We start from the raw sequence: 19,782 nt of genomic DNA on the forward strand, positions 1-19,782 counted from the left end.
CCCGGCATGGACAAAAAAAGCAGTAACATGGTAACGCGCAGTATGGGTGAGGGAGCTCTGTTCTCTTTGTTCATGCTGCTCGTTATTACATATATTATGTATACATATGGGCTACTACGGCCGTTCGATGATTGGCGGATTGGCGTAAGGACAGGATTGACGCTGATTCTGCTGCCGATGGCTTTCGGAATCGGGTACGGCTTCTATCAGGGCTTCCGCAGCAAGCGCAAGCTGGAATTACTGCGGGCCACCCTGGTCGCCTGGGAGAAAGGCAATCTCACCCCGGCCATGCCGGACCTCGGAAATGATGAGCTGGGGCGGCTCGGGGAACAGCTCGGGCGGATCAGCGGCAAATGGGAGAATCAGGTGAACACGCTGCAGCGGCTCTCCACCAATAATGCGAAGCTTGCCGAGCAGGCACGGGTTACGGCAATTATCGAGGAGCGGCAGCGGCTGGCACGGGAGTTGCATGATGCGGTATCGCAGCAGCTGTTCGCCATCTCCATGACGGCAACGGCCGTAGGCCGGACGCTGGAGAAGGACTTCGATAAGGCACAGCGGCAAATCGCGCTGATCGAGGAGATGTCGGCAGTAGCCCAGTCGGAGATGAGGGCACTGCTGCTGCATCTGAGACCGGTGTATCTGGAAGGCAAGGGGCTGGAGGAAGGTCTTCAGGAGCTGATTAAGGAATTGAAGATCAAGGTGCCGATTGATATTGTGTTCGAGATGGATCAGGGTGTAGAGCTGCTGAAGGGCGTGGAGAATCATTTGTTCCGTATTGTGCAGGAGGCTATCTCCAATACGCTTCGTCATGCCAAAGCGGAGAAGATGGAGATCCGCCTCCACCGCCGGGGCGATACGGTCCGGCTGACGCTGCGCGATGACGGAATCGGCTTCGAGATGGATGACAGCAAGCAGACCTCCTACGGTCTGTCGAATATGCAGGAGCGGATTACAGAGATCGGGGGCTCGATCCAGTTCATCACCGCTCCCGGCAAAGGCTTACGGATCGATATTACCGTACCGGTAGTCAATGAATAGAGGGCAGGTGTAGTGATGGAGATAGAAGAAGATGATGCAATCAAGGTCCTGCTGGTAGACGATCATGAGATGGTCCGGATCGGACTTGCTGCGGTGCTTGGCACCGAGGATGGAATCGAGGTCGTAGGTGAAGCCGGAAGCGGCGAAGAGGGCATCCGTCTGGCCCAGGAGTATACACCGGATGTGGTGCTGATGGATCTGGTCATGGACGGCATGGACGGAATCGAGACGACAAGACAGCTGCTGAAGCTGTACCCGGATTGCAAGGTGATTGTGTTGACCAGTTATTTGGATGATGAGAAGATGTATCCGGTGATTGAAGCGGGAGCCTTCAGTTACCTGCTCAAGACCTCACGGGCCAGCGAAGTTGCAGATGCGATCCGGGCAGCCGCAAGAGGCCAGTCAGTGCTGGAGTCGCAGGTGGCATCCAAGATGATGAACCGGTTCCGTTCCAATGCAAGAGGAGAGGCACCGGCTTACAAAGAGCTTACCGAACGCGAGATGGAAGTGCTGAAGCTGTTAGCCCAGGGCAAATCCAACCAGGATATTGCCGATCAATTAATTATTGGAATCAAGACGGTGAAATTCCATGTCACGAATGTTCTTGCCAAGCTGGGGGTTGAAGACCGGACCCAGGCGGCTATTTATGCATATAAGAATGGACTGGCGGAGTAAGCCCGGTCTATGGAAGCCATGGAGCACTTTCAAGCGAGTCCGCCCGGATGATCTTGGAAGTGTTTTTGCATGCGTTCGTATATCTTTCTCTGAAATTGGATAACCTGTCTAGTAGATTACTAGATCGGTTGAGAGGGAGATGCGAAGTGGGGAATAAAGGGCAGAGTATGGCGATACTGGTGTTCGTGCTGGCGGGGATATGTGCGCTGATGCTCCTGAGCGGATTCCGAAGCGCGGAACCCGCAGGAAGAAGCGGTGTACAGAGTGCTGATGCTTCTACAGCTGCCGGAGAGCTTCAGGAATCCCTTGCCCTGCTGACCACACTGGGCGGACAGGCCTCCGTTCCCGGCGCGCCGCTCCGGCTCGTATTGAAATGGCAGGGGGAATACAGCGGCGAAGAGACTGATGAGGTTGCCGTACAGCACCTTGCCACTAGGCTTGGACTGGATGGAATTAGCAACACAGATGATGATGGGCACCGGGTCTGGCGTTCTGCCGCGCAGCTCAGTGGCGGTACACAGCTGTCCCTGTTCTGGAGTGAGCTTGGCGGCGGCCGCAGCTACTGTATTGTTACGCTGGAGACGGCTGATCTTCTGGGCTCCCCGGAGCTGCCGGCCGCAGCGGTGGACGCCGGAGAGGCGATGCTGCAGGCGGGAATTGATGCGGAGTGGAATGCTTCGCTGCAGGCACCGGCGAAGGAGCAGGGCGGAACGCAGGCAGCACTCCTTGCTACGGAGCAGTTAATGGCTGCGGAGCTTCCCGGTATTCAGGCAGAGGAGAGCTACAGCGATATCTCTACATCCAGTCATTCGTATAGTATGCCGGGTCTTCAGCGCACAGTCAGCAGCGGTAACCACAGCCTGGCCCTCCAGCTGGCAGTTCACAAGAACGTCAACGCGGACGAGAACCGGATAACCCTTGGAATGCCATTAATTACAATCGAATACTGAGGTTAATTGACGTAATATAAGCGTAATCCGGTGAAGGCATAAGAAAGAGTAATGGAAAAGTGCGAAATCCCGAGAAAAACTGTCAGGAATGTGATGGCATCCTCCGTGCAATTATGATAAAATGACATCACGCCTATAGTCGTATGTTGTTTCATACCAGGCGTTGAGAATGAATGTCAACTATATTACATACAGAGAGATGAGGAGCCATGGCTGAAAATCAAACCCTTGATGCACTGCATACACCCGGTGCTGTATTCTTTATCTTCGGTGCAACCGGAGATCTGGCCCGGCGTAAGCTTTTTCCGGCGATTTACAGTTTGTACCGTGAAGGCAAGCTGACCCAAGATTTTGCGGTCATTGGCGTGGCTCGGCGTCCCCGCACCCAGGATGAATTCCGGGAAGATGTGAAGGAATCCATCCGCGAATTCTGCCGTTATCAGGCAGGTGATGCTGCGGAATGGAACGAGTTCGTACAGCATTTTGAATACAAGTCACTCGACATCAATAATATTGACGGCTTCCGTGAGCTGAATGAGCAGACGGAGCGGCTGGAAGAGAAATTCCATATTCCGGGCAACCGCATGTTCTATCTGGCGCTTGCGCCTGAGCTGTTCGGCAGCGTATCCTTTAACCTCAAGGCAGGCGGGATGCTGCAGGCCAGAGGCTGGAACCGTCTGGTCATCGAGAAGCCGTTCGGCTACAATCTCGAATCCGCTGAGGAACTGAACGAACAGATCCGCCAAGTCTTCAAGGAAGAGGAAATCTACCGGATTGACCACTACCTGGGTAAGGAAATGGTTCAGAATATTGAAGTGATCCGGTTCGCCAATGCCTTCTTTGAGCCATTGTGGAACAACAAGCATATCGCCAACATTCAGATTACACTCGGCGAGACGGTGGGCGTGGAAGAACGCGGCGGGTATTACGATCATGCGGGGGCGCTGCGCGATATGGGCCAGAACCATATTTTGCAGCTGCTGACGATGATCGCTATGGAACCGCCTAGCCGTCTGCTGGCTGAAGATATCCGTGATGAGAAGGTGAAGGTTCTACGTTCGCTGCGTCCTTATGCGACCGCTGATGAAGTTCGCGAGAACGTAGTTCGCGGCCAATACACTCAAGGTCTCTACAAGGGCAAGACGCTTCCAGCTTACCGCCAGGAAGACAAGGTGGACCCGGAATCGAATACAGAGACGTATTTCGCAGCCCGTGTATTCGTGGATAACTTCCGCTGGGCTGGAGTTCCTTTCTATATCCGTACCGGCAAACGCCTGCCTGTGAAGACCACCGAAGTGGTTGTAGAATTCAAAGGAATGCCGACCAACGTCTACTTGGGCCAGAAGCACAAGCTCGAGCCGAACCTGCTCGTCATCCGCGTCAATCCGATGGAAGGCATCTACGTGAAGATCAATGCGAAGAAGCCGGGCTCGGAATCCGAGATTCAGCCGCTGGCCATGGATTTCTGCCAGAGCTGCATGATCGGCATCAACTCGCCGGAGGCGTATGAGCGTCTGTTGCATGATGCTGCACGCGGCGATTCCACCTACTTCACCCGCTGGGATGAAGTGTCCTCAGCCTGGTCCTTCGTGGACCGGATTGCCAAGGCGTGGAAGGAAGAGAGCAACGACTTGGCTTCCTATCCTGCAGGCTCCTGGGGTCCGGTTGAAGCCGACCAATTGCTTGCCGGAGAAGGCTTCCACTGGTGGCCGGTCAACGGCCAGGATGAAGACAATGTGGTCTGGCAGGTTAACCGCTAGTCCCTGAAGAAGAACTGTTACAGATCCTCCTGCATCTCGTTGCGGGGGGATCTTTTTGCTGAATCGTGAATTTATATTACAAGATATTTCACTACAGGCGCTTTTTTGTAGATAATCTCTGCCGGATTTTGCTATACTGAGAAGGATGCTTTCAACATAAAGATTTCTAAGCCTAGCGCTATAGATGATCCTATACATGGTAAACGTTACGTTCAAGAAATAGACGTTGAATCTCTAAGGAAAGGATCTGAATCCATGAATAGTCCGATTTGATTGATCCGGTAATAGAGGCAGAAGTAAGCATGAATTTATAGATGAAGGGATATGTGCAATGAATAAAGCAACGGACCATAAGCTTCAGAGTGAAGTAGACAAACGCAGAACCTTTGCGATTATTTCCCACCCGGATGCGGGTAAAACTACACTGACAGAGAAACTGCTGCTCTTCGGAGGTGCCATCCGTCTGGCAGGTACAGTCAAAGCCCGTAAGGCAAGCAAGCACGCCACCAGTGACTGGATGGAAATTGAGAAGCAGCGCGGAATCTCGGTTACGTCCTCTGTGATGCAGTTTGATTACCTTGACCACCGGGTGAACATTCTGGATACTCCGGGTCACCAGGATTTCAGTGAAGACACCTATCGTACGCTCACTGCGGCTGATAGCGCGGTCATGCTGATCGACGTAGCCAAGGGTGTGGAGACACAGACCATCAAGCTGTTCCAGGTCTGCGCGAAGCGCGGCATTCCGATCTTCACCTTCATTAATAAGCTGGACCGTGAAGGCCGCAGCCCGTTTGATCTGATGGAGGAGCTGGAGAATGTGCTGGGCATCCGCTCGGTGCCGATGAACTGGCCGATTGGGATGGGCCGTGAGCTGTGCGGCGTCTATGACCGGATGAAGAATCAGGTCGAGCTGTTCCAGGGCGATGATCATTCCGTAATTAAAGTACAGAAGGTGGAGAGCTACCGCGACCCGATTATCCGTGAGATGGCGGGGGAGTATCTGCATGATCAGCTATGCGCGGATCTGGAGCTGCTGGATGTAGCGGGCGATCCTTTTGACTATGAGAAGGTGCTGCGCGGAGAGATTACTCCGGTATTCTTCGGCAGTGCTATCAACAACTTCGGTGTGCAGACGTTCCTGGATAATTTCCTGGAGCTTGCGCCGAAGCCTGAACCACGCCGCAGTACAGCAGGTGCTGTAGAACCGACGAATGAGAAATTCACCGGCTATGTATTCAAAATTCAGGCGAACATGAATCCCGCACACCGTGACCGTATCGCTTTCCTGCGTATCGTGTCCGGCAAGTTCGAGCGCGGGATGAGTGTGAAGCATGTACGTGCCGGCAAAGACATCAAGCTATCCCAGCCGCAGCAGTTCCTTGCCCAGGACCGGGACATTGTTGAAGAGGCGTATCCGGGGGATATTATCGGTCTGTTCGACCCGGGCATCTTCCGGATTGGCGACACACTAAGTCAGGCCGGAGATATCGAATTCGATGAGCTGCCGACCTTCTCGCCGGAGATTTTCTCCAAAGTCACCATCAAGAATGCACTGAAGTCGAAGCAATTCCAGAAGGGGATCGACCAGCTGACCGAAGAGGGTATGATCCAGGTGTTCCGTACCGTCAACTTCGATGATATTCTGCTGGGTGTAGTCGGACAACTGCAGTTCGAGGTGTTCGAATACCGCATGAAGGGTGAGTATGGCGTGGATGTGCAGCTTCAGCGCATGAGCTACCAGTTCGCACGCTGGATCGTGGATGAGAACAAGCCGGATGCCAGCAAGTTCCGGATCAACTCCACTCTGGTTACGGACAAGAAGGGCAATTACGTAGTGCTGTTCGAGAACGAATACGCTATGCGGACCGCGATGGAGAAGAATCCGACCGCGAAGTTCCTGGAGACTGCACCTTGATGGGTGTGTAATAGAAGTAAGATGAGCAGTTAAGCATATGTACGATTAAGCTATAAAAAACCTCCGGCTCCACCTGTGCAGCAGCACGGTGGGGCGCGGAGGTTTTTGACGGGATGGGCCTCCTCTAGGAGGTGATGGACCCTGGGGTAAGCTTGTCCAGATGTCTGTGCAGCATAGAGAGAACCCGGTCCTGCTTCGCAGGGTCGAGGTCCTTCCAGATCATCTCAAAGACGACACCGAGTCCGGGAAGCGCGGCTTCCGGCCCGTCCACGGAATTCTCAATAACCTCCCGCAGACCTTCTTCGGACTGGCCGTGCACCTTGTGAATGATGGCCTGGCGCAAATCAAGGGTGACTGGCATAATCGGCCTCCTTAAAGTTTTGTGAGCATCTGCTTCCTGAATCAGCATCGCAAAACTGACTTCGAAAGCAGGGGCTTAGTCAGGTAAGCAGCCTTCTTATAAGGTGCCCTGAGGGAGCGCCGAACATTCAAGTTTATAACGGCTTATGCTATACTGTGTGAGATGTATTATATGTGCGGGAGGGACAAGGCTTAATGGCAAAAAAACAGTATGCCATCATCGGCATGGGCCGCTTTGGTTCAAGTGTGGCCAAGGCGCTCAGCGGGATGGGCTATGAGGTGCTGGCCATTGATGCGGATGAACAGCGCACCCAGGAAATCTCCAATATTGTGACCCATGCCGTATCTGCAGACTCCACGGATGAAGAGGCGCTGCGTGCGCTTGGCATCCGTAACTTCGATGTGGTGGTAGTTGCCATCGGTGAGGATATTCAGGCCAGCATTCTGACAACGCTGATCTTGAAGGATCTGGGCGTACCTGCCATTATCGCCAAAGCCAAAAGTGAGCTGCACGGCAAGGTGCTGGGTAAAATCGGAGCAGATAAGGTGATCTACCCGGAGCGGGACATGGGGATGCGGGTGGCGCATCATCTCGCTTCTCCGAACATCCTCGATTACATCGAGCTGTCACCGGAGTACAGCATTCTCGACATGAAGGTCTCAGGACCGATGCTGGGCAAGAACCTGCAGGAGCTTGACATACGCGCCAAATATGGCTGCAACGTTATGGCGATCCGTAAGGGAGAGGAAATGAATATCTCTCCCAGAGCGGAGGACCGCCTGACCGATGGTGATGTTCTTGTCATTGTCGGACGGAAGGATAATCTGACGAAGCTGGAAATGGCTTATCAATAGGAATCTGTAAGCAACAGAAAGGTAGGACCCTATGGAAATTATGTCGCCGCAGAACACGCGGGTGAAGGAATGGGCCGGACTGCAGGAGAAGAAGCACCGTGACCGGTCCGGTAAATATATCGTGGAAGGCATTCATCTGGTGCAGGAGGCGCTGCAGGCGGAAGCAGATGTGGAATGCCTGGCTTTTGACCTCGATAAAGGTATGCCGTCTGAGCTGAAGCCGCTACTTCAGGCCGTACAGGGCATGGAGGTCATCGGCGTGTCGGCAGCGGTGGTTGCCAAGTGCAGCAGCACAGGTACACCGCAACCGGTGTTCGCCATTGTGCGGAAGGAGCAGAAGGGGATAGAGGCCATTCTGGCGAAGCCGGACAGCCTGGTTGTGGTGCTGGACGGGGTCCAGGACCCCGGCAATGTAGGCACTATCATCCGCAGCGCGGATGCGGCGGGCGCGGACGGCGTGATCCTCGGCCAGGGCTGCGCCGACCTCTTCAATCCCAAGACCATCCGGTCCACGATGGGCTCGATGTTCCATCTCCCGGTAGTGGAGGGCGAGCTCGGCACGATTCTGCCACAGGCACGGGAGCGTGGTGCGCTGCTGGTCAGCACCTCGCTGACGGCGGAGGATTCCTGCTACACCCATGATTTCCACGGCAGCCAGTGGCTGCTGATCGGCAGCGAAGGACAGGGGATCTCCCCGGAGACGGCCGCAATGGTCGATAAAAGCATCCTCATCCCGATGGCCGGCCGCGCCGAATCGCTGAATGCGGCAATGGCCGCAACAATCCTGCTGTTTGAGGGGATGCGGCAGCGGGGGAATTATCTTAACCAACCTTTATAACTTTCACAACAGAGTCAGTCCCGGTGTGTCTGAATAAGACGTAATGCATCCGGGGCTTTTTTGTATTCTTTTTCAGCTTCAATACTATGAATAGGAGTGATGAATATGGGGATTATTGTGGCGATTGGCGGAGGAGAGATTAGCGAATTAGAGACTTTGGCAATCGATCAAACGATTGTAGGTTTAACGAATAAAAGGAATCCCAAAGCATTGTTCATCCCTACAGCCAGTATGGATGCGGAAGGGTATTGTGACTCTTTTCAATTAGTATATGGTGACCGGTTGGGGTGTGAGATTAAGCATTTGCTGCTGACGAAAAATACATATGCACCAGAAGAAATAGAAAATATGATTTTATCCGCCGATTTAATCTATGTGGGTGGCGGTAATACGAGGAAGATGCTGGACATATGGCGGGAGCATGGTGTGGATACTTTGCTGAAGCAGGCGTACGCCTCGGGGGTTGTGTTGTCAGGAATGAGTGCGGGTTCGATCTGCTGGTACGAATACGGTCATAGTGACACAGAGACGTTCGATACATCAGGAGAGAGGATTTATATCAAATTGAAGGCGATGGGGATCTTACCAGGGATTCACTGTCCTCATTATAATGAAGACAACCGCGAGGCAGATTTCTTGGAAATGGTTAAGGGGATGGATACAACAGGCATAGCCATTGAGAATCACTGCGCCATTATTTATAAAGATGATGGGTATAAAGTGATCTCTTCCAGAGAACAGGCCAAGGCCTATAAGATACAAGAGATCAATCAGCAGATAATCGTGACGGAGATTGAGAAGCATGCTGAATATAATGAGATAGTGAATATGTGATTAAAAGAAGCCCGCACTCCGCCTATCAGGCCAGAGTACGGGCTTTTAATTGTTCAGAGGACATCTTGTCCGTTTTCACTTTCCGTGTAGATAGAGATTAGCACAATCGCGGTGTCTTCTCCGGTATTTTTGACGGAATGGGGGGTGCAGGCGTTCCAGCTAAAGGAATCACCTTCGGTAAATTCAGCTCCGTCTTCCCCTTGCTGCGCATAGATGGTTCCTTTAATGACAACATGGACCTCCTGTCCTTCATGTGCATGGGGGGCATCTCCAATCATGGCACCGGGAGGGAACTCGACGATCGACATCCGGACGTTCTGGGTGGAGCTGAGGTGTTCGACCTTTAGCTCGGCTGCGCCGCTGGTGGTGATTCTCCGTTCATCCTTGCGGACAATCTGCATGCGTTCTTCTTTTTTGAGCAGCAAATAAGCAAGAGGGACCTTCAGAGCCTGGGCGATATTCTCCAGTGTAGCAATGGAAGGTGATGTCTTATTGGTTTCGACCTGGCTCATGAAGCCCTGGGAGAGGCCGGTAGTGTCGCATATTTGCGCGATGGTGATATTTTTACGCTTGCGGATTGCCCGTATTGTAGCGCCGATATCCATGGGATCACACCTTCATAATATTTGTAATACTAAACTTATTTTCATATTAACAATTTTATTATTGACAAGTCAATGTGTGCTGCGATAAATTACTTATATAGAAAATATATTATTATAACTAATATTCAAGCGAGGATCTTCAGTATGGAGGAAAATAAGATGGACCCTAAGTATTCATATGATATTCACTTACCGGATGGGCTTGAGCAGGGCAGGAAATACCCGGTGATCTTTACTTTTCACGGCAAAGGCTCTAATGAGCGCAATATGTTTGGTCTGGTGGCGCCGCTGGCTGATGAGTTTATTATTATCGGGGTTCGCGGGAATTTGCCGCTGGGTACGGGGTATCAATATTATGATTTGAAAAGCCTGGGCAACCCCATCCGCGGGATGTTTGACCAAGCTGTCGGCGATCTTGAGGCTTTCATTCACTATGCAACGCAGCAGTATCCGGTCGATCCGGACAAACGTTATTTGCTCGGCTTCAGCCAAGGAGCCATTCTGTCTATGACGCTTGCGCTTACGATGGGGGAGCAGCTGAAGGGGATTGTCGCACTGAATGGATATATTCCTGATTTTGTGAAAATGGAGTATAAGCTCCGTAGACTTAAGAACGTGTCTGTCTTCGCTTCGCATGGTGAATACGATTCGGTGTTCCCGGTGCGCATTGGACATGAGACTGCCGCCTATCTGGAGGGGCAAACCGAACGGTTGACCTTCAGACTATATCCGTCCGACCATGGCGTAACTGAAGAGAACCAGCGTGATTTCTTGCAATGGCTCAAGCAGGATGCCGGATTAACCATTAATAAGGAGTGATTGACTATGATGCCTTCCTATTTTTTTGCACAAGGAGCTCCATCTATTGTTCTTGAAGATAATGCCTACACCAAGCTGTTAAAAGAGTTCAAGGACCATATGCCCAAACCGAAAGCCATCATTCTCTTCTCAGCGCATTGGGAGGAACCCGTGCAGTCCGTGGGCGCGGCGGCAACGTACGATACCATTTATGACTTTGGCGGATTCCAGGACGAGCTGTACCAGATGACGTATCCCGCACATGGTGATCCGGCTCTCGTGGAGCAGATTCAGAAGCTTTTGACCGCGGGTGGTGTGAAGAATGTCAGGGATGAACAAAGAGGGCTCGACCACGGCGCATGGGCTGTGCTGAAGCTGCTCTATCCGGAGGCGGATATTCCGGTTGTGGCGATGTCTGTGAATCGTGATTTGCCTAATGCGCAGCAGTATGAGATCGGCAAGGCGCTGGCGGCGCTGCGTGAACAGGATGTGCTTATCATCGCCAGCGGGGGAACCGTTCATAATCTGCGGAGGTTGAACTGGAATTCGGATGAGATCAACGGGTGGGCCGAGCAGTTCGATCATTGGATTCAGGAGAAGGTGGAAGCATGGGATACAGAAGCGCTGTTCCAATACGAGGAGCTTGCTCCTTATGCGGAGATGGCGGTCCCAACGAGTGAGCACTTTATTCCGCTGTTCATCGCTATGGGAGCGGGAGACCCGGGGCGTAATGCGCAGCTGCTTCACCGGAGTTATCAGTATGGTAATCTAAGCTTGAGCTGCTGGCAGTTTAATTAAAATGTGGTGAACTCCGCATGCTCCGCTTCGGCAATCTCCTTGGCATAATTCCGAAATCAGGCATGTCAAGCTGTCGGGGAGGAAGGAATTTCCGGTCCACTTTTCAATACATTCTTGGTAAGGTAGGGGGACTGCTATTCTGAAGAGGTGATAATTATGCAAAAGAAACATTGTGCATTCTGCGATCAGATTGTCCGCATTACAGCAGACGGTGAGTACGATCAGTATATCGATTGCTCTTGCTCTCCTGGCGGAAGCTACAGCCTGCTTAGAGACAGCTATGAATTGATTCTTGCGCTCTCGTTCCAGCAGAAGTGGGACATGCTGCATCTGATCTCGGGCTATATCCGCGAAAAAACGGATTGTGGCGAGAAGGTGATCCTTGCGTTCAGCGATCTGGAGGATATTGTGAATGCCCCGGGTATTCCGGTAACGGCTGAGGATAAAGGAGGCCGGCTGTTGCAGTATCTATATAGGCATTGTAGTGGCCCCGGGGAGCCCGTAGTGATTCATCCCCTGTCCCGCAGCTACAATCTGACATACTCTCCCAATCTGCAGGAGCTGGTCTATATTATTGACAGGCTGCAAGGTGAGAATCTGTTAGTCCGGGAAGGTATGAACTTCACATTGACCTCCCTGGGGTCGGAGGAAGCAGTGGCTACCTCAGGAGGCCGGACCTTACAGCAATGCACCGTTCTTCTGCCGGATGATGAGAAGCTGCAGGCGGAGTGGCAGGACAAGCTGTGGGCCAAAATCGAGCAGTTGGGCTATTTCCCCCGTTTGCTTGCCAGCAAGAACGAAGCTACGAATTCGCTGGAGCCTGTGGCGGACAGCAAGGTGGTTATTGCGGACCTCACAGGCCAGTCATCTGAGGTGTATCTGGCAGCGGGCTATGCGCTTGGGCTGAACATTCCGGTAATCTGGACGGTCAGAAGCGATGAGGCAGATACATTAAGGATCCATCTTCAGGAGATACGTCCTCTGGTTTGGGATACTGCGGAAGAGCTGATGGTATTGCTTCAGCAAGAACTTTTGAAATAATAGTTGCATAGTTGTCTGATCCATGTTATATTATAAAAGTTGCTGGTGACGCGGTAGTCGTCGCTGACAACGAGCTTGATCTTTGAAAACTGAACAACGAGTGAGTATCTGGAGATCACTTCGGTGAGATCCAAAAATGAGAATGTAAATTCTCGTCAGATGTTTCAAAATGAGCAATCGCTCTTTCTAAATACCAATTTGGAGAGTTTGATCCTGGCTCAGGACGAACGCTGGCGGCATGCCTAATACATGCAAGTCGAGCGGAGTTTGAGAGGAAGCTTGCTTCCTTTCAAACTTAGCGGCGGACGGGTGAGTAACACGTAGGCAACCTGCCCTCAAGCCTGGGATAACTACCGGAAACGGTAGCTAATACCGGATAATTTCTTTTTTCTCCTGAGAGAAGAATGAAAGGCGGAGCAATCTGCTGCTTGGGGATGGGCCTGCGGCGCATTAGCTAGTTGGTGGGGTAACGGCCCACCAAGGCGACGATGCGTAGCCGACCTGAGAGGGTGAACGGCCACACTGGGACTGAGACACGGCCCAGACTCCTACGGGAGGCAGCAGTAGGGAATCTTCCGCAATGGGCGCAAGCCTGACGGAGCAATGCCGCGTGAGTGATGAAGGTTTTCGGATCGTAAAGCTCTGTTGCCAGGGAAGAACGTCCGGTAGAGTAACTGCTGCCGGAGTGACGGTACCTGAGAAGAAAGCCCCGGCTAACTACGTGCCAGCAGCCGCGGTAATACGTAGGGGGCAAGCGTTGTCCGGAATTATTGGGCGTAAAGCGCGCGCAGGCGGTTATTTAAGTCTGGTGTTTAAACCTTGGGCTCAACCTGAGGTCGCACTGGAAACTGGGTGACTTGAGTACAGAAGAGGAAAGTGGAATTCCACGTGTAGCGGTGAAATGCGTAGATATGTGGAGGAACACCAGTGGCGAAGGCGACTTTCTGGGCTGTAACTGACGCTGAGGCGCGAAAGCGTGGGGAGCAAACAGGATTAGATACCCTGGTAGTCCACGCCGTAAACGATGAGTGCTAGGTGTTAGGGGTTTCGATACCCTTGGTGCCGAAGTTAACACAGTAAGCACTCCGCCTGGGGAGTACGGTCGCAAGACTGAAACTCAAAGGAATTGACGGGGACCCGCACAAGCAGTGGAGTATGTGGTTTAATTCGAAGCAACGCGAAGAACCTTACCAGGTCTTGACATCCAACTAACGAAGCAGAGATGCATCAGGTGCCCTTCGGGGAAAGTTGAGACAGGTGGTGCATGGTTGTCGTCAGCTCGTGTCGTGAGATGTTGGGTTAAGTCCCGCAACGAGCGCAACCCTTGACTTTAGTTGCCAGCAGGTTGAGCTGGGCACTCTAGAGTGACTGCCGGTGACAAACCGGAGGAAGGTGGGGATGACGTCAAATCATCATGCCCCTTATGACCTGGGCTACACACGTACTACAATGGCCGGTACAACGGGAAGCGAAGCCGCGAGGTGGAGCCAATCCCAGCAAAGCCGGTCTCAGTTCGGATTGCAGGCTGCAACTCGCCTGCATGAAGTCGGAATTGCTAGTAATCGCGGATCAGCATGCCGCGGTGAATACGTTCCCGGGTCTTGTACACACCGCCCGTCACACCACGAGAGTTTACAACACCCGAAGTCGGTGGGGTAACCCGCAAGGGAGCCAGCCGCCGAAGGTGGGGTAGATGATTGGGGTGAAGTCGTAACAAGGTAGCCGTATCGGAAGGTGCGGCTGGATCACCTCCTTTCTATGGAGAATCGTCTTCTGCAATGAAGACATTCAAATCTTAAATCTAGCCGGTCGGCTAGTTACTCACTCGTTGGTCAGTTTTGAGAGTTTAAGCTCTCAAGTAAGAAACTTGATCCTTGAAAACTGGATACCGAAACGAATTTGCGTTTTAGAACATTCCTTTAAGCTGAACTTGTGTAAACAAGTTTTGAATTAATGGCGATGCAACGATGATCTGGATGGAAATAAAGGCTTTGAAGTGATTCAATGTCCGATATTTTCCTGACGGAAAAATCGAGGTTAAGCTACTAAGAGCACACGGAGGATGCCTAGGCGCCAGGAGCCGACGAAGGACGTGGCGAACAACGAAACTGCCTCGGGGAGCTGTAAGCAAGCTTTGATCCGGGGGTGTCCGAATGGGGAAACCCAGCTGTGGTAATTCGCAGTTACTCGTATCTGAATACATAGGATACGCAGAGGCAGACCAGGGGAACTGAAACATCTAAGTACCCTGAGGAAGAGAAAACAATAGTGATTCCGTCAGTAGCGGCGAGCGAACGCGGAACAGCCTAAACCAAGGGGCTTGCCTCTTGGGGTTGTGGGACGTCTCACATGGAGTTACAAAGGAATATGGTAGGCGAAGAGGTCTGGAAAGGCCCGCGATAGAGGTAAAAGCCCTGTAGCCCAAACTGTGTTCTCTCCGAGACGGATCCCGAGTAGTGCGGGGCACGTGAAACCCCGTATGAATCCAGCAGGACCATCTGCTAAGGCTAAATACTACCTGGCGACCGATAGTGAAACAGTACCGTGAGGGAAAGGTGAAAAGCACCCCGGAAGGGGAGTGAAATAGAACCTGAAACCGTGTGCTTACAAAAAGTCAGAGCCCTATGCTGGACTTGTCCAGCACGGGTGATGGCGTGCCTTTTGTAGAATGAACCGGCGAGTTACGTTTAACATGCAAGGTTAAGGTGAGAAGCCGGAGCCGCAGCGAAAGCGAGTCTGAATAGGGCGACTAAGTATGTGGACGTAGACCCGAAACCGTGTGATCTACCCCTGTCCAGGGTGAAGGTGCGGTAACACGCACTGGAGGCCCGAACCCACGCATGTTGAAAAATGCGGGGATGAGGTGGGGGTAGCGGAGAAATTCCAATCGAACTCGGAGATAGCTGGTTCTCCCCGAAATAGCTTTAGGGCTAGCCTCGGTGAATGGAGTGGTGGAGGTAGAGCACTGATTGGGTGCGGGGCCCGCAAGGGTTACCAAGCTCAGTCAAACTCCGAATGCCATTTACTTCTTGCCGGGAGTCAGACAGTGAGTGCTAAGATCCATTGTCAAAAGGGAAACAGCCCAGACCATCAGCTAAGGTCCCCAAGTGTGTGTTAAGTGGGAAAGGATGTGGAGTTGCACAGACAACCAGGATGTTGGCTTAGAAGCAGCCATCATTGAAAGAGTGCGTAATAGCTCACTGGTCGAGTGACTCTGCGCCGAAAATGTAACGGGGCTAAACACACCACCGAAGCTATGGCTAGATGCTTTGCATCTGGGGTAGGGGAGCGTTGTATATACGTTGAAGGTGTACCGTAAGGAGCGCTGGAGAGTATACAAGTGAGAATGCCGGTATGAGTAACGAAAAGATCAGTGAGAATCTGATCCGCCGAAAGCCCAAGGTTTCCTGAGGAAGGCTCGTCCGCTCAGGGTAAGTCGGGACCTAAGGCGAGGCCGACAGGCGTAGTCGAAGGACAACAGTTTGAAATTACTGTACCACCGTAATCCGCTATGAGCGATGGGGTGACGCAGGAGGGTAGTGACGCGGACTGATGGATGTCCGTCTAAGCAGTGAGGCTGGTGTGTAGGCAAATCCGCACATCGTAAGGCTGGGCTGTGATGGGGAGCGAAAATTACAGTAGCGAAGGTCATGATCTCACACTGCCAAGAAAAGCCTCTAGCCAGGAGAAGGTGCCCGTACCGCAAACCGACACAGGTAGGCGAGAAGAGAATTCTAAGGCGCGCGGAAGAACTCTCGTTAAGGAACTCGGCAAAATGACCCCGTAACTTCGGGAGAAGGGGTGCCTCGGTAGGGTGAATAGCCCGAGGGGGCCGCAGTGAAAAGGCCCAAGCGACTGTTTAGCAAAAACACAGGTCTGTGCGAAGCCGTAAGGCGAAGTATACGGGCTGACGCCTGCCCGGTGCTGGAAGGTTAAGGGGAGCGGTTAGGGGTTAAACCCGAAGCTGTGAACCGAAGCCCCAGTAAACGGCGGCCGTAACTATAACGGTCCTAAGGTAGCGAAATTCCTTGTCAGGTAAATTCTGACCCGCACGAATGGCGTAACGACTTGGGCGCTGTCTCAACGAGAGATCCGGTGAAATTTTAATACCTGTGAAGATGCAGGTTACCCGCGACAAGACGGAAAGACCCCATGGAGCTTTACTGCAGCTTGATATTGAATTTGGGTACGATCTGTACAGGATAGGTGGGAGCCGTGGAGGCAGGAGCGCAAGCTTCTGCGGAGGCGCCGTTGGGATACCACCCTGATCGTATCTAGGTTCTAACCTAGTGCCCTTAGCGGGTACGGGGACCGTGTCAGGCGGGCAGTTTGACTGGGGCGGTCGCCTCCTAAAGAGTAACGGAGGCGTTCAAAGGTTCCCTCAGAATGGTTGGAAATCATTCGCAGAGTGCAAAGGCATAAGGGAGCTTGACTGCGAGACCTACAAGTCGAGCAGGGACGAAAGTCGGACTTAGTGATCCGGTGGTACCGCATGGAAGGGCCATCGCTCAACGGATAAAAGCTACCCTGGGGATAACAGGCTTATCTCCCCCAAGAGTCCACATCGACGGGGAGGTTTGGCACCTCGATGTCGGCTCATCGCATCCTGGGGCTGAAGTAGGTCCCAAGGGTTGGGCTGTTCGCCCATTAAAGCGGTACGCGAGCTGGGTTCAGAACGTCGTGAGACAGTTCGGTCCCTATCTGTCGTGGGCGCAGGAAATTTGAGAGGAGCTGTCCTTAGTACGAGAGGACCGGGATGGACGTACCGCTGGTGCATCAGTTGTTCCGCCAGGAGCATGGCTGAGTAGCTACGTACGGACGGGATAAGCGCTGAAAGCATCTAAGCGTGAAGCCCCCCTCAAGATGAGATTTCCCAGTATGTAAGACCCCTTGAAGACGACGAGGTAGATAGGTTGGAGGTGGAAGTGCAGCAATGCATGGAGCTGACCAATACTAATCGGTCGAGGGCTTATCCAAAAACACTAACACACAGATTCGTTTCGGATTCAGTTTTCAGGCGATCAAGCCTGGCAGGATGTTAAACCGATGGTTTGATATTTTCTGTAGCGATTTCGAGAAGCGTAGGCTTCGAAAAATCATGTTTGGTGGCGATAGCGGAGGGGTTCCACACGTACCCATCCCGAACACGACCGTTAAGCCCTCCAGCGCCGATGGTACTTGGACCGAAGGGTCCTGGGAGAGTAGGACGTTGCCAAGCACACATGGCCACTGTTGAGAAATCAACAGTGGTCTTTTTGTATTCCGGGCGAGGCTCTCATTTTACAACTCCATAACAACTGTCACTCTACTTTATAACATGTTAAGAGTAGGGTAATGGTAGAGAAAATACTATACTCCTGTGGAGGTTATCCCGTTGAATAAGAAGAAGTGGTCTGCTTCTATAGCAGTCCTGTTATGTGCTGGAGGGTTATTCGCCATCAGTGCTGTTGTCGTCCCGAACTTAGTGAACTCTGCCGTTGTCGCCAAGGACAGCACAGCAGCACCACAGAAGGATGTCAGACTACCTCTGACGGAGAGTGCGGTTCCTGTATTGAAAGTTGAGGCTCCCGTGCCGGTATCCACTGTGGAGGATTATCTGCGGAAGAATATGACCCAGGAGCAAATTCAGCAAATTGATGGCTTCCTAGACAGAGGACTTGAGCCCCAAGGGGATAGCAGCCGTGAGCTCACAGAATCGGAGACTAAGCGCCAATTGGTGCTGCACGATCAGTATGTGTATGATGGACTTCGTCCTCAGAAACCCCTGCCCTTCGAGGCGGGACAAGGGGACTTATATCTGGATCTAATGACCAATACGTCTTATGTTCCAGATCGGATCTGGACCGATGAAGAACTTGACTGGTTATATCGGCAGGGTTATGTATCCTCTCTACGCTTTCCCGACAAACTTGTTTTTCCTGCAAAGTACAGCGAGTCTGAATTCATCATGCGTGCGGTTGAAAGTGTGCGGAAGCTCTACGATGCCGATGTGTCCAAGCTGGAAATATCCACTAGTCTGCATAAAGCGGAATTTGGCTTTCCTTCCCAATGGTGGGTGTATTTCTCTCCCTACAAGGAGCGGACCATGCGGGGATAAGGACAGGAGGTATGGAATTACCATGTGATTATCGATACAGAAACCGGAGTGTTAGTGGATACGACAGCTATTAATGCGGACGCGATAAGAACGCCTATTGACGGAGCTGCGGCTGCCACTCTCCAGAAGGATCAGCGCTGGATCGAGGAAGCTAAACGGATAATTAAGAATAAGCAAGGTGAGCATAGGAAAATCGTAAAGGCATATCTGACTGATACCGAGGTGAACAATAAGCGCGGAATGGTTGCGGTAGATGTATTATTAGAAGACGGCAGCAAATATAATGCGGAGCTCCGCTATCCGAGTATGATGTTGCGTTGCCTCATTTATGAGCCTGCCGATAAGGGGAAATAAGCGGGAAGCTTATGTTCAATGAACAAACTAGTCCTGACGATCAAGCAGTTCTTGATTCGTCGGGATTTTTTGGCGGGCGGGTGTGTAAGGTCAGGTTCGGCTTATAGGTTATGGATGCTTTGGAATCTGGTATGATTAAGATTAGGTTACCTATGAAAGGGTATTCTGTGGCTACAGAGTTAGGAGGATATTCGACAGATGGCTCATATACTTGTTGTTGAGGATGAACAGGCGATTAATGATTTAATAACGATGAATCTTAAGCTGGTGGGACATACGTATGCCAAAGCCTATAGCGGCTCGGAGGTAGCGGACATGCTGGAGAAGGAGCGTGCGGATCTGGTCTTGCTGGATGTCATGCTTCCCGGTCTGGACGGGTTCGGGGTGATGGAGCAGATTGCGCCACTACGGATTCCGGTGATTCTGATTACGGCCCGGGGTGCACTCTCTGACCGGATCAGGGGCTTCGAGCTGGGTGCGGATGATTATATTATTAAGCCTTTTGAGATTCTGGAGCTGCTGGCCCGGATTAATGTCGTGCTGCGGAGGAATGAACAGGCCGCCTCTGCTTTTGTATGCGATGGGGTTGAAGTCCGGTTCACGGAGCGTCAGGTGTGGGTGGATCAGCTGCTGGTGGATCTGACGGCCAGAGAATTCGAGCTGCTTGAAGTGCTGATCCGTAACCGGAATATTGCTCTTTCCAGAGAGAAGCTGCTGGAGCTGGCATGGGGTTATGATTATGCGGGTGATACCCGTACTGTGGATGTACATATCCGGCAGCTGCGCAAAAAGCTGGGCTGGGAAGAACGGATCAAAACCGTGTTCAAGCTGGGCTACCGGCTGGAAGTTCAGGTCTAG

16 protein-coding genes and 3 rRNA genes are annotated in these 19,782 nt (G+C 52.1%); 17 read left to right on the forward strand and 2 right to left on the reverse strand.

All coding sequences use genetic code 11. From position 1 onward, the window contains the following. Positions 1 to 6 precede the first annotated feature (6 nt). The 5 genes from MHH78_RS07585 (at position 7) to MHH78_RS07605 (ending at position 6,344) form a co-directional block, all read left to right on the forward strand. The gene (locus tag MHH78_RS07585) at positions 7 to 1,041 is read left to right on the forward strand and encodes a sensor histidine kinase (RefSeq protein ID WP_341167022.1); all 1,035 of its coding nucleotides are present in this window, start codon (positions 7 to 9) and stop codon (positions 1,039 to 1,041) included. A gap of 15 nt (positions 1,042 to 1,056) precedes the next feature. Continuing rightward, positions 1,057 to 1,716 (forward strand): response regulator, encoded by a 660-nt coding sequence (locus MHH78_RS07590; protein ID WP_036700278.1) that lies wholly within the window; start codon positions 1,057 to 1,059, stop codon positions 1,714 to 1,716. Positions 1,717 to 1,862: 146 nt separating this feature from the next. Beyond that, positions 1,863 to 2,666 carry a YwmB family TATA-box binding protein gene (locus MHH78_RS07595; RefSeq protein ID WP_341167023.1) on the forward strand — a complete coding sequence of 268 codons (804 nt, stop codon included), beginning with the start codon at positions 1,863 to 1,865 and terminating at the stop codon, positions 2,664 to 2,666. Positions 2,667 to 2,875: 209 nt separating this feature from the next. Continuing rightward, positions 2,876 to 4,426: a glucose-6-phosphate dehydrogenase gene (zwf, locus tag MHH78_RS07600; protein WP_036731156.1), complete on the forward strand. Its 1,551-nt coding sequence runs from the start codon at positions 2,876 to 2,878 to the stop codon at positions 4,424 to 4,426. Positions 4,427 to 4,757: 331 nt separating this feature from the next. Next, positions 4,758 to 6,344, forward strand: coding sequence for a peptide chain release factor 3 (locus MHH78_RS07605; RefSeq protein ID WP_076082003.1), 1,587 nt, complete (start codon positions 4,758 to 4,760; stop codon positions 6,342 to 6,344). Between the two features lie 124 nt (positions 6,345 to 6,468). Here the strand turns inward: MHH78_RS07605 and MHH78_RS07610 are convergent, their stop codons facing one another. Continuing rightward, positions 6,469 to 6,705: a small acid-soluble spore protein SspI gene (locus MHH78_RS07610; protein WP_036700271.1), complete on the reverse strand. Its 237-nt coding sequence runs from the start codon at positions 6,703 to 6,705 to the stop codon at positions 6,469 to 6,471. A gap of 194 nt (positions 6,706 to 6,899) precedes the next feature. On the opposite strand from MHH78_RS07610, the gene MHH78_RS07615 reads away from it, so the two are divergent. The 3 genes from MHH78_RS07615 (at position 6,900) to MHH78_RS07625 (ending at position 9,231) form a co-directional block, all read left to right on the forward strand. Continuing rightward, positions 6,900 to 7,559 (forward strand): potassium channel family protein, encoded by a 660-nt coding sequence (locus MHH78_RS07615; RefSeq protein ID WP_076082004.1) that lies wholly within the window; start codon positions 6,900 to 6,902, stop codon positions 7,557 to 7,559. Between the two features lie 31 nt (positions 7,560 to 7,590). Beyond that, positions 7,591 to 8,397: a TrmH family RNA methyltransferase gene (locus MHH78_RS07620; RefSeq protein WP_076082005.1), complete on the forward strand. Its 807-nt coding sequence runs from the start codon at positions 7,591 to 7,593 to the stop codon at positions 8,395 to 8,397. Positions 8,398 to 8,502: 105 nt separating this feature from the next. Then, complete coding sequence (locus MHH78_RS07625) at positions 8,503 to 9,231, forward strand: Type 1 glutamine amidotransferase-like domain-containing protein (RefSeq protein ID WP_341167024.1); 729 nt, start codon at positions 8,503 to 8,505, stop codon at positions 9,229 to 9,231. Between the two features lie 53 nt (positions 9,232 to 9,284). Here the strand turns inward: MHH78_RS07625 and MHH78_RS07630 are convergent, their stop codons facing one another. After that, positions 9,285 to 9,836: a helix-turn-helix domain-containing protein gene (locus MHH78_RS07630; protein WP_209878909.1), complete on the reverse strand. Its 552-nt coding sequence runs from the start codon at positions 9,834 to 9,836 to the stop codon at positions 9,285 to 9,287. Positions 9,837 to 9,995: 159 nt separating this feature from the next. On the opposite strand from MHH78_RS07630, the gene MHH78_RS07635 reads away from it, so the two are divergent. From MHH78_RS07635 to MHH78_RS07675, 9 genes are all read left to right on the forward strand, one after another. Then, complete coding sequence (locus MHH78_RS07635; protein WP_341167025.1) at positions 9,996 to 10,655, forward strand: alpha/beta hydrolase; 660 nt, start codon at positions 9,996 to 9,998, stop codon at positions 10,653 to 10,655. Between the two features lie 6 nt (positions 10,656 to 10,661). After that, entirely contained in the window at positions 10,662 to 11,432 is a 771-nt protein-coding gene (locus MHH78_RS07640; protein ID WP_341167026.1) for a dioxygenase family protein, read from the forward strand. Positions 11,433 to 11,588: 156 nt separating this feature from the next. After that, complete coding sequence (locus MHH78_RS07645) at positions 11,589 to 12,473, forward strand: hypothetical protein (protein ID WP_341167027.1); 885 nt, start codon at positions 11,589 to 11,591, stop codon at positions 12,471 to 12,473. Between the two features lie 195 nt (positions 12,474 to 12,668). Beyond that, a 16S ribosomal RNA gene (locus MHH78_RS07650) occupies positions 12,669 to 14,229 on the forward strand. Positions 14,230 to 14,508: 279 nt separating this feature from the next. Further along, a 23S ribosomal RNA gene (locus MHH78_RS07655) occupies positions 14,509 to 17,450 on the forward strand. Between the two features lie 124 nt (positions 17,451 to 17,574). Further along, positions 17,575 to 17,691 (forward strand): 5S ribosomal RNA (gene rrf / locus MHH78_RS07660). Together the 16S, 23S and 5S rRNA genes form the textbook arrangement of a ribosomal RNA operon. Before the next feature lie 156 nt (positions 17,692 to 17,847). After that, positions 17,848 to 18,570: a hypothetical protein gene (locus MHH78_RS07665; protein ID WP_341167028.1), complete on the forward strand. Its 723-nt coding sequence runs from the start codon at positions 17,848 to 17,850 to the stop codon at positions 18,568 to 18,570. 24 nt (positions 18,571 to 18,594) lie between these two features. Then, entirely contained in the window at positions 18,595 to 18,924 is a 330-nt protein-coding gene (locus MHH78_RS07670) for a hypothetical protein (RefSeq protein ID WP_341167029.1), read from the forward strand. 198 nt (positions 18,925 to 19,122) lie between these two features. Next, positions 19,123 to 19,782, forward strand: coding sequence for a response regulator transcription factor (locus MHH78_RS07675; RefSeq protein ID WP_076085253.1), 660 nt, complete (start codon positions 19,123 to 19,125; stop codon positions 19,780 to 19,782).

It is taken from the genome of Paenibacillus sp. FSL H3-0333 (assembly GCF_038002805.1).
Classification (GTDB): Bacteria; Bacillota; Bacilli; order Paenibacillales; family Paenibacillaceae; genus Paenibacillus_AQ; species Paenibacillus_AQ silagei.

What these genes read in the sequence shown, in the direction of transcription:
- MHH78_RS07585 (WP_341167022.1), top strand. Translation starts at nt 7, where the DNA reads ATGGACAAAAAAAGCAGTAACATGGTAACGCGCAGTATGGGTGAGGGA.
- MHH78_RS07590 (WP_036700278.1), top strand. Translation starts at nt 1,057, where the DNA reads ATGGAGATAGAAGAAGATGATGCAATCAAGGTCCTGCTGGTAGACGAT.
- zwf (WP_036731156.1), top strand. Translation starts at nt 2,876, where the DNA reads ATGGCTGAAAATCAAACCCTTGATGCACTGCATACACCCGGTGCTGTA.
- MHH78_RS07605 (WP_076082003.1), top strand. Translation starts at nt 4,758, where the DNA reads ATGAATAAAGCAACGGACCATAAGCTTCAGAGTGAAGTAGACAAACGC.
- MHH78_RS07610 (WP_036700271.1), bottom strand. Translation starts at nt 6,705, where the DNA reads ATGCCAGTCACCCTTGATTTGCGCCAGGCCATCATTCACAAGGTGCAC.
- MHH78_RS07615 (WP_076082004.1), top strand. Translation starts at nt 6,900, where the DNA reads ATGGCAAAAAAACAGTATGCCATCATCGGCATGGGCCGCTTTGGTTCA.
- MHH78_RS07620 (WP_076082005.1), top strand. Translation starts at nt 7,591, where the DNA reads ATGGAAATTATGTCGCCGCAGAACACGCGGGTGAAGGAATGGGCCGGA.
- MHH78_RS07625 (WP_341167024.1), top strand. Translation starts at nt 8,503, where the DNA reads ATGGGGATTATTGTGGCGATTGGCGGAGGAGAGATTAGCGAATTAGAG.
- MHH78_RS07630 (WP_209878909.1), bottom strand. Translation starts at nt 9,836, where the DNA reads ATGGATATCGGCGCTACAATACGGGCAATCCGCAAGCGTAAAAATATC.
- MHH78_RS07635 (WP_341167025.1), top strand. Translation starts at nt 9,996, where the DNA reads ATGGACCCTAAGTATTCATATGATATTCACTTACCGGATGGGCTTGAG.
- MHH78_RS07640 (WP_341167026.1), top strand. Translation starts at nt 10,662, where the DNA reads ATGATGCCTTCCTATTTTTTTGCACAAGGAGCTCCATCTATTGTTCTT.
- MHH78_RS07645 (WP_341167027.1), top strand. Translation starts at nt 11,589, where the DNA reads ATGCAAAAGAAACATTGTGCATTCTGCGATCAGATTGTCCGCATTACA.
- MHH78_RS07675 (WP_076085253.1), top strand. Translation starts at nt 19,123, where the DNA reads ATGGCTCATATACTTGTTGTTGAGGATGAACAGGCGATTAATGATTTA.